General features: G+C 68.2%; 8 protein-coding genes. 6 read left to right on the forward strand and 2 right to left on the reverse strand.

Translation table 11 applies throughout. The features are described 5' to 3' along the window. The first annotated feature begins 99 nt into the window (after positions 1 to 99). From lspA to NV1_RS16810, 3 genes are read left to right on the forward strand one after another with little or no spacing between them, the layout of a single operon-like run. Positions 100 to 792: a signal peptidase II gene (gene lspA, locus NV1_RS16800; protein WP_373864620.1), complete on the forward strand. Its 693-nt coding sequence runs from the start codon at positions 100 to 102 to the stop codon at positions 790 to 792. Then, entirely contained in the window at positions 789 to 1,715 is a 927-nt protein-coding gene (locus tag NV1_RS16805) for an RluA family pseudouridine synthase (RefSeq protein ID WP_067892209.1), read from the forward strand. Before lspA ends, NV1_RS16805 begins: the two co-directional genes overlap by 4 nt. Then, the gene (locus tag NV1_RS16810) at positions 1,708 to 2,370 is read left to right on the forward strand and encodes a hypothetical protein (protein WP_067892211.1); all 663 of its coding nucleotides are present in this window, start codon (positions 1,708 to 1,710) and stop codon (positions 2,368 to 2,370) included. The genes NV1_RS16805 and NV1_RS16810 overlap by 8 nt, the downstream gene beginning before the upstream one ends. 255 nt (positions 2,371 to 2,625) lie before the next feature. On the opposite strand, the gene NV1_RS16815 is transcribed toward NV1_RS16810, so the two are convergent. Continuing rightward, the gene (locus NV1_RS16815; RefSeq protein WP_307629282.1) at positions 2,626 to 3,246 is read right to left on the reverse strand and encodes a Uma2 family endonuclease; all 621 of its coding nucleotides are present in this window, start codon (positions 3,244 to 3,246) and stop codon (positions 2,626 to 2,628) included. Positions 3,247 to 3,458: 212 nt separating this feature from the next. Between NV1_RS16815 and NV1_RS16820 the strand changes: the two genes are divergently transcribed. Both NV1_RS16820 and NV1_RS16825 read left to right on the forward strand, forming a co-directional pair. Further along, positions 3,459 to 5,885, forward strand: coding sequence for an HAD-IC family P-type ATPase (locus NV1_RS16820; protein WP_067892213.1), 2,427 nt, complete (start codon positions 3,459 to 3,461; stop codon positions 5,883 to 5,885). A gap of 128 nt (positions 5,886 to 6,013) precedes the next feature. Continuing rightward, positions 6,014 to 6,832 carry a PhzF family phenazine biosynthesis protein gene (locus tag NV1_RS16825; protein WP_067892288.1) on the forward strand — a complete coding sequence of 273 codons (819 nt, stop codon included), beginning with the start codon at positions 6,014 to 6,016 and terminating at the stop codon, positions 6,830 to 6,832. A gap of 11 nt (positions 6,833 to 6,843) precedes the next feature. On the opposite strand, the gene NV1_RS16830 is transcribed toward NV1_RS16825, so the two are convergent. Beyond that, complete coding sequence (locus tag NV1_RS16830) at positions 6,844 to 7,890, reverse strand: beta-ketoacyl-ACP synthase III (RefSeq protein ID WP_067892215.1); 1,047 nt, start codon at positions 7,888 to 7,890, stop codon at positions 6,844 to 6,846. A gap of 92 nt (positions 7,891 to 7,982) precedes the next feature. Here NV1_RS16830 and NV1_RS16835 point away from each other — a divergent pair, with 92 nt between their 5' ends. Continuing rightward, positions 7,983 to 8,558, forward strand: coding sequence for a TetR/AcrR family transcriptional regulator (locus NV1_RS16835; RefSeq protein WP_067892216.1), 576 nt, complete (start codon positions 7,983 to 7,985; stop codon positions 8,556 to 8,558). The last annotated feature ends 66 nt before the right edge of the window (positions 8,559 to 8,624 follow it).

Raw genomic sequence — 8,624 nt, forward strand, 5'->3', positions numbered from 1 at the left:
GTTACGACCGGTACCTGAAAATCTGCTTTGACGCCGCCACGGTGCGCACTGCCCTGCCGAGCGACAGGTCCGTGATCGCGATAGGGAATGATGGGTGCTGTGAGTATCGACCGGCCGCGCGAGCAGCACATCGACGAGCACGAGGAGCCATCCCGGAAAATCGCCGACGAGGGCGACACGCCGGTGACCGCGGGGGGTGCGGAGTCGACCGGGGTGACCGGGTCCGCGGCGGAGTCCGACCCCGCCGCGGCCGAATCGCCCGGCGAGGACACCGCGGCGCTTCCGGGGCGCACCCTTCCGGTGTTGCTGGTGATCGCGGCTGTTGCCCTGCTGCTGGACCTGGGCACCAAGGCCCTGGTCGTCGCGAAAATGACGCCGGGCGAACCGATTTCGATCATCGGTGACGTCGTGCGGCTGACCCTGGTGCGCAATCCGGGCGCCGCGTTCTCGATGGCCACCGGTATGACCTGGCTGCTGACGCTGATCGCCGCGGCCGTCGTGGTCGGTGTGATCCGGATCGGGCGGTCGCTGCGGTCGGTGGGCTGGGCGATCGGGCTGGGCCTGGTACTGGGCGGTGCGGTCGGCAATCTGATCGACCGGCTGTTCCGCGCGCCGGGACCGCTACAGGGACATGTGGTCGACTTCATCTCGGTCACGCGCTGGTGGCCGGTGTTCAACGTGGCCGACTCCTCGATCGTGTGCGGGGCGATTCTGCTGGTCGCGCTGACCGTGTTCGGATTCGAACCGGACGGCAGCCGGTCGCACCGCGATCAGGACGGTGACCGGGCATGAGGGAGACGCGCGCCATGCCGGTGCCGGACGGTCTGGACGGACTGCGGGTCGACGCCGGCCTGTCCCGGCTGCTCGGGCTGTCCCGCACGGCCGTGGCCTCGCTCGCCGAGGAGGGCGCGGTGCAGATCGACGGCTCGCCCGCGGGTAAATCCGATCGGCTGGCCGGTGGCGCCTGGCTCGAGGTGGAGTTTCCCGAGCCCGAACGGGAGCTGAAGGTCGAGGCGACGCCGGTGGAGGGGATGAAGATCCTCTACGCCGACGACGATGTCGTCGCGGTCGACAAGCCGGTCGGGGTGGCCGCGCACACCGGGGTCGGCTGGTCCGGGCCGACGGTGGTCGGCGGGCTCGCGGCGATGGGGTACCGGATCTCCACCTCCGGCGCGCACGAGCGGCAGGGCATCGTGCACCGCCTGGACGTGGGCACGTCCGGGGTGATGGTGGTCGCCCAGTCCGAACACGCGTACACCGTGTTGAAGCGGGCGTTCAAACAGCGCACCGTCGACAAGCGCTATCACGCACTGGTGCAGGGGCATCCGGACCCGTCCAGCGGCACCATCGATGCGCCGATCGGCCGGGCGCGCGGTAACGACTGGAAGTTCGCGGTCACCGCGGACGGGCGGCCCAGTGTCACCCACTACGACACCGTCGAGGCGTTCCAGGCGGCCAGCCTGCTCGACATCCACCTGGAAACCGGTCGGACACACCAGATCCGGGTGCACTTCTCCGCCATCCGGCATCCCTGCTGCGGTGATCTGACCTACGGTGCGGATCCGCGCCTGGCGCAGCGGCTGGGGCTGGAACGTCAATGGCTGCACGCGCGTTCGCTCGGCTTCGCTCATCCCGCCGATGGACGCTGGGTGGAGATCACCAGCGAGTATCCGGCCGACCTGGAGCATGCGCTGGACGTCCTGCGCCATGCGTGAGCGCCTGCGCATCGCCGGATTCGGCGGTGCCGCAGTCGCGCTGGTCGTCGTCCTCGTTCTGATACTGGGCTGGGTCCATCCACCACGGATATCGGTGATCGGAACCGACCGTCTGGGGCCGGATTCGGGCGAGGCGGTGGCGGATTACCTTGTGCGGGCTCATGATTCCTTACAGGGCAACGACGGCGGCGAGCGCTGGGCGTTGGTGGCGTTGACCACCGGCGTCGTCCCGCGCGACATTCCGGAATCGGTTGCGGACCTGCGAGTTTCGCAGGTCATCTACCACGTTCCGATCGACCGTGTCTACACCCCGCCGATCACGGTCCCCACTCCGGCGGACGATGCGGCCGTCATCGATTCGGCCCGCGCCGCGGCCGGCGTACTGAACTACTCGCAATCCTCCGACGACCGCACCAGCCGAATCACCGCGGTCATGGCCGCCCGCCTGCGCACCCCCTGCGCCTGTGCGGTGAACCTGATCGTCCGGGGCGATCCGGACCAACTGCGCACGCTGAGTTCGCGCCCTGGCATCCGGTCGGTACAGGCTCTGCCCCCGGACGCCTCCGCCGGAGCCTTCGCGGTCCTGCCCTTGCTCCCCGAACAAACCGACACCGTCGTCTCGGGCCCCGATGATGGTCCGGTCCCGGCCAACTGAGGGTCCCGGTCGTTCCCGATTCGCGGGGCGTCCCGGCCTCGTATCCGGAAGCCTGCTGTATTCGGCCCGGTCCGGCGGCTCGTCGGCTCCCCGGTAACCGGGGTTGTCCCGCTGGCCGACCACGGCCTGGCAGCCGCGATTGTTCTGGGAAGGCCACCCGCAATGCCGTGCCCTCGGGGCGAGGCGGACGCATGCCGGCTCCGGGTGGGCCGGCAGATCGGGGTCATTACCGGCGCGACGGAAGTTGTTGCGGCGCTACGAGTTACCGCGGCGCGCGGTGAGCGCGTCGATGTCGATGGTCAGCGGGAAGGGAGTGTCCACCGTGACGGTGCCTGTTGCGCGCGGGGTGATCCGGTAGTTGCCCTCGGTGTCCAAGGTGAAGATCGTCAGGCCCGGCGCATCGGAGTCGAGGATATCGATCACCCAGTAGTGGGCGATGCCGTTGGCGGCGTACTCGCCGGCCTTGATCGCGTAATCGCGCACTGCGGACTCGCCCGAGGTGGCGATCTCGATGGCGAGCGCGATCTGGTCGCTGCGGATGCGAGCCTGTTCGTCGACCTCGACCGGAGCGACCACGACATCGGGCACTCGTCGTGGTGAGCGTCCGTCCAGTTCGGCTTCGAGCTCGGAGAAGGGCTCCAATCCATCGGGCAACTGGGAGTTGAGTTGGAGCATCAAACGGAATATCGCACGGCTGCGCGGTGGTGCTGGGCGCGCGTTCACAAGCAAGATTCCGTTCTCGATTTCGTAGCGATGGTCTGTGTCGATAGGCAGAGCATCGAATTCTTCCACGCTGATCGCGCGTTCATTCGGGGTCGGCGCCGTCTCGACCGTCATCGTCCGCCTCCGGTAGTCCTTGCAGGTGTCATGACGCATCAGCACGACATGTCATCGCGCGTAAGCATCACCATCATCGCATTACAGTGCATCGCACCGCATCGATGCAGTGCATCGCGCCGGGCCACGCACTCGACAGGCAGATCCGCCCGCACTGCACACCCGGCCGGTCGATTGCCCGGCGCCCCACAGGGTGGTCGGCAACGTCACAGCTTCGCGGCGGGGAGAAATTACGTTCTAGGCTGATTCGCATGGCGAGCACCGAGCGGGCGGTTCGTAACCGCGGTTTGAACAAGGCCGAGGTGGAGCAGCGGGTTCGGGCCGGGCAGACGAACGATCTGCCGGATCGGACCGGTCGGTCGGTTGTCGATATCGTGCGGGCGAATGTCTTCACGCGGATCAATGCGATTCTGTGCGTACTGTTCCTGCTGGTACTGACTACCGGGTCGCTCATCGACGGGATGTTCGGGCTGTTGATCGTGGCCAACAGTGTGGTGGGCATCGTGCAGGAGCTGCGAGCCAAGCGCACGCTGGACAAGTTGGCGATCGTGGGGCAGGCGCGGCCGGTGGTGCGGCGTGACGGCGTGGCGCACACGCTCGCGCCGGGTGAGGTGGTGCTGGACGACCTGATCGAGCTGGGGCCGGGGGATCAGATCGTGGTGGACGGTGAGGTTCGGGAGTGCGAGCACCTGGAGATCGACGAGTCGCTGCTGACCGGTGAGGCCGACGCGATCGGCAAGGTCATGGGTGATCAGGTGCTGTCGGGCAGTTTCGTGGCGTCCGGGTCGGGCGCGTACCGCGCGACCAAGGTCGGCCGCGACGCCTACGCCGCGCAGCTGGCGGCCGAGGCCAGCAAGTTCACGCTGGTGAATTCCGAACTGCGCAACGGGATCGACACCATTCTGAAGGTCATTACCTACCTGTTGATTCCGGCGGGCCTGGTGACGATCTACAACCAGCTGTTCTCCAGTCACGGCGAGTCCTGGCGCGCGGCGCTCAACGGCATGGTCGCCGCACTGGTGCCGATGGTGCCCGAGGGCCTGGTGCTGATGACATCGATCGCGTTCGCGGTGGGTGTGGTCCGGCTCGGTCGGCGCAACTGCCTGGTGCAGGAGTTGCCCGCGATCGAGGGACTGGCCCGGGTGGACGTGGTGTGCGCCGACAAGACCGGAACCCTCACCGAGAACGGTATGCGCCTGGCCGAGATCCGCGCGCTGGACGGTACACCGCCCGAGCGCCTGCGCGCGGCGCTCGCGGCGATGGCCGCCGACGACCCGCGGCCCAACGCCAGCGTGGCGGCCATCGCCGAGGGCTGCCCGGACGCGCCCGGCTGGCCACAGAGCGCGATAGCGCCGTTCTCCTCGGCCAAGAAGTGGAGCGGCAGCTCCTACGGTGAATACGGCAATTGGCTGCTCGGCGCACCCGACGTCCTGCTGGTCCCCGGCTCCGCGGCCGCGGCCACCGCACAGGAGATCGGGTCTACGGGGCTGCGAGTACTGCTGCTGGCCGAAAGTGATCGCCCGGTGGACGCGCCCGACGCGCCGGGGACGGTCACCCCGCGAGCGCTGGTGATCCTGGAGCAGAAGGTGCGCCCCGATGCCCATGAGACGCTGGAATACTTTGCCAGCCAAGATGTTTCGGTAAAGGTAATCTCCGGCGACAATGCGGTGTCGGTGGGCGCGGTCGCCACCTCGCTGGGTCTGCCCGGCGGTGGGGATCCGGTCGATGCCCGCGAATTGCCCACGCGCCGCGAGGATATGGCCGACGTGGTGGAACAGCGCACCACCTTCGGTCGGGTGCGGCCGGATCAGAAGCGGGCCATGGTCTCGGCCCTGCAGTCGCGCGGACATACCGTCGCGATGACCGGTGACGGCGTCAACGACGTTCTAGCGCTCAAGGATGCCGATATCGGCGTCGCGATGGGGGCGGGGAGCCCCGCCACCCGCGCGGTGGCGCAGATCGTGTTGCTGGACAACAAGTTCTCCACGCTGCCGCACGTGGTGGCCGAGGGACGCCGGGTGATCGGCAACATCGAGCGGGTCTCGAATCTGTTCCTCACCAAGACGGTCTACTCGGTCCTGCTCGCCTTTCTGGTCGGCGTGGCCGGAATCGGCTCGCAGATATTCCATTACGACCCGCTGCCGTATCCGTTCCTGCCGCGGCACGTCACCATCGCGGCCTGGTTCACCATCGGCATTCCCGCCTTCATCCTGTCGTTGGCCCCCAACAACGAAAGGGCGCGAACGGGTTTCGTGCCGCGGGTGCTGCGCTTGGCGGTGCCGTCCGGGTCGGTGATCGGTGTGATGACGTTCATCGCCTATCTGATCGCGTACCAGGGGGCCGGGCAGACCGAGGCCCAGAAGGTGCACGCGAGTACGACCGCGCTGATCACCTTGCTGATCATCGCGGTGTGGGTGCTCGCGATCGTGGCCCGTCCGTGGGCGTGGTGGAAGGTCGTGTTGATCGCCGGATCCGTTGCGGGCTACCTGATTCTGTTCACGGTGCCGTTCACCCGGCACTTCTTCGAGCTCGACCCGTCCGATACCGCGCTGACCGGCGCCGCGGTGGTGTGCGGTCTGATCGGCATCGTGCTGGTCGAATTCGCGTGGTGGTTGGGTGCCGCACCGACCGGGGTGGCCGGACGGCTCCTGGCTCGCCGAGGCGACCGGAAGGACTGAGCCGGAACGGCTTTCGTCTCCTGATCGGTGATCGGTACGGGGTGGACCGAGCCGTGACGGCTGCCCGCTCCGGCGCGTCGTGGATCGAATTGTGTCGCTCGGGATTCGACGCGGGTACCTTCGGCTGTATGGAGGTGCTGCTGCATCAGATCGACGCGTTCGCCGACGCACCGTTCACGGGCAACCCCGCGGCGGTGATGCCGCTGCTCGCCTGGTTGCCCGACGAGCTGCTGCAACAACTCGCCGAGGAGAACAATCTCGCCGAAACCGCTTTCTACACTTCGGCTCTGCCGCCCGAGGCCGCCGAGCCGCCGGGTCTGGGTCCCGCGTACCACCTGCGCTGGTTCACCCCAGGCACGGAGGTGGCCATGTGCGGTCACGCGACACTGGCCACCGCGGCGCATCTGCTCGAGGACATCCACCCGGGTGCGGACCGGGTGCAGTTCTTCACCCGCAGCGGCTGGCTGGCGGTGGATCGTACCGACGACGACGAACTGGTCCTGGACCTGCCCGCGGTCGAATCCCTGGACGTGGTGCCGGATCCCGAGCTGGTGTCCGCGCTGGGCGTCCGCCCGGTGCGCGCGCTCAGCGGCCAGGACGAGGTGCTCGTCGTGGCGACCGAACGCGAGGTGCGTGAGGCTCGGCCGAATTTCGGGGCGTTCCCGGAACTCCGCCGCGCCGCGGTGCTCACCGCCCGTGGTGACTCGGCCGACTTCGTCTCGCGGGTGTTCGCCCCTGCCGTCGGCATCCCGGAGGATCCGGTCACCGGATCCGCGCACGCTCAGCTCACCCCGCTGTGGGCCGCGGAACTCGGGCGCACGACGCTGACCGCGCGGCAGCTTTCCCGCCGCGGTGGTGCGCTGCGCTGCCGGCTGGACGGCGATCGCGTCCAGCTTGCCGGGCGGTGCCGCCGATATCTGGATGGTGTGGTGCGGTTACCGGGGTGAGCTACCGGAGCTCAGTCCTGCGGTGCGATCGCGGGGAGTCGCACGACCTGCCCGGCGTAGGCCAGGCCCGCGCCGAAGCCCAGCAACAGCGCGATGCCACCGGGTTTCGCCTCGCCGGAGCGCAGCAGTTGTTCCATCGCCATCGGAATGGACGCGGCGCTGGTGTTCCCGGTTTCGGCGATGTCCCGGGCGACCGCGACGCTCTCGGGCATGCCCAGCGCCTTGACCAGTGCGTCGGTGATGCGACTGTTGGCCTGGTGCGGGACGAAGGCGTCCAGATCCTCGACGGTGACTCCGGCGTTGTTCAGCGCGTCACGGCACGCCTTGTCCAGGAAGGTGACCGCCCAGCGGAACACGGCGGTGCCGTTCATCCGGATATATGGCCGCTGCGAGGTGCCCCCGCTCGCCTCCGCGGCCGCGACCTCGGCGAAGTACTCCTGAAAGTCCTTGTCCTGCTTGATCGCCGAGGTCTGACTGCCGTCCGAGCCCCAGGCCACCGGACCGATGCCCTCGGTCTCGGCGGGACCGACCACGACCGCGCCGGCGCCGTCGGCGAAGATGAACGCGCAGCTGCGGTCGGTGGGATCGAGCAGGTCCGACAGGCGTTCGACGCCGATCACCAGCACGTTGCGGGCCTGGCCCGCGCGCACCAGATTCGCCGCATTGGCCAGGGCGTAACAGAATCCGGCACACCCGGCGGAGACGTCGAAGGCGGCGGCGTTGTGCATGCCGAGTTCGGTGGCGACCACCGCGCCCGCCGACGGACCCAGCACCATCTGGGAGGAGGTCGCGAGGACGACCGCGTCCACCTGGTCGGCGGACATGTTCGCGGCGTCCAGTGCCCGTCGTGCGGCGATGGTACTCATGGCGACGATGGTCTCGTCGGGGTCGGCCCAGTGGCGGGCGGCGATACCGGATCGGGATCGGATCCATTCGTCGGACGAGTCGATGCGGTCGACGATCTCGGCATTGGGAACGATCCGGCGCGGCCGGTAGACGCCGATGCCCAGGGGTGCGGCATGGGCGTTCGGTGCGGCGGTGGCGATGAGCGCGGGCATGCGGATCCTTACTCTCGGTGAACCAAACGGTCCATGCAGAAAAGGTCTAACATGAACCGATCGGTTCAGGCAAGGGTAGGAGGGAGATCCTTATGGCAGCGGGACCGCGCGCTCGGTTGATCGCCAGCACCATCTCGACGGTGCAGGAGCACGGCGTGCACGCGGCGGGCCTGAGCGAGCTACTCAAACGCAGCAACGCCTCGCGCAACTCCCTCTACCAGCATTTTCCGGAGGGAAAGGGGGAACTGGTCGAGGCGGCGGCGAGAATCGTTGCGCGCGTGGTCTATTCGCATGTGGCGAAAATGGCCGACGCATTGCAGTCCGCATCCTCGGCCGAACGCTGGCTCGACGAGCTGGTCGCGTTCTGGCGCGCCCCGCTCGAAGCCAGTGACTACCGCGCCGGATCGTTCATGATGGCCGCCGCGCTCGACGAGATGAATCCCGCCGTGCAGTCCACCGCCGGGCAGGCATTCGCCGAGTGGACCGCCCGGCTCGCGGACGGAATGGTCGCCGCGGGAATGGAGCAGGCCACCGCCTGCTCGGTCGCGGGCATGGTCCTGTCCACGATCGAGGGCGCCATCGTGCAGAGCCGCGCCCTCAAGTCCAGCCACCCCTTCGACGAGGTCCGCACTCAGCTGTCCATCCTGCTTCGGCACCACCTCGGTTGATTTTGCCTCCGCTTCGCTCTGTGTTTCTCGGCCTCCGCTCCGCTCCGGCTGTTTTCGGCGCGCTTC

This window comes from Nocardia vaccinii NBRC 15922 (assembly GCF_001613305.1).
GTDB lineage: Bacteria > Actinomycetota > Actinomycetes > Mycobacteriales > Mycobacteriaceae > Nocardia > Nocardia vaccinii.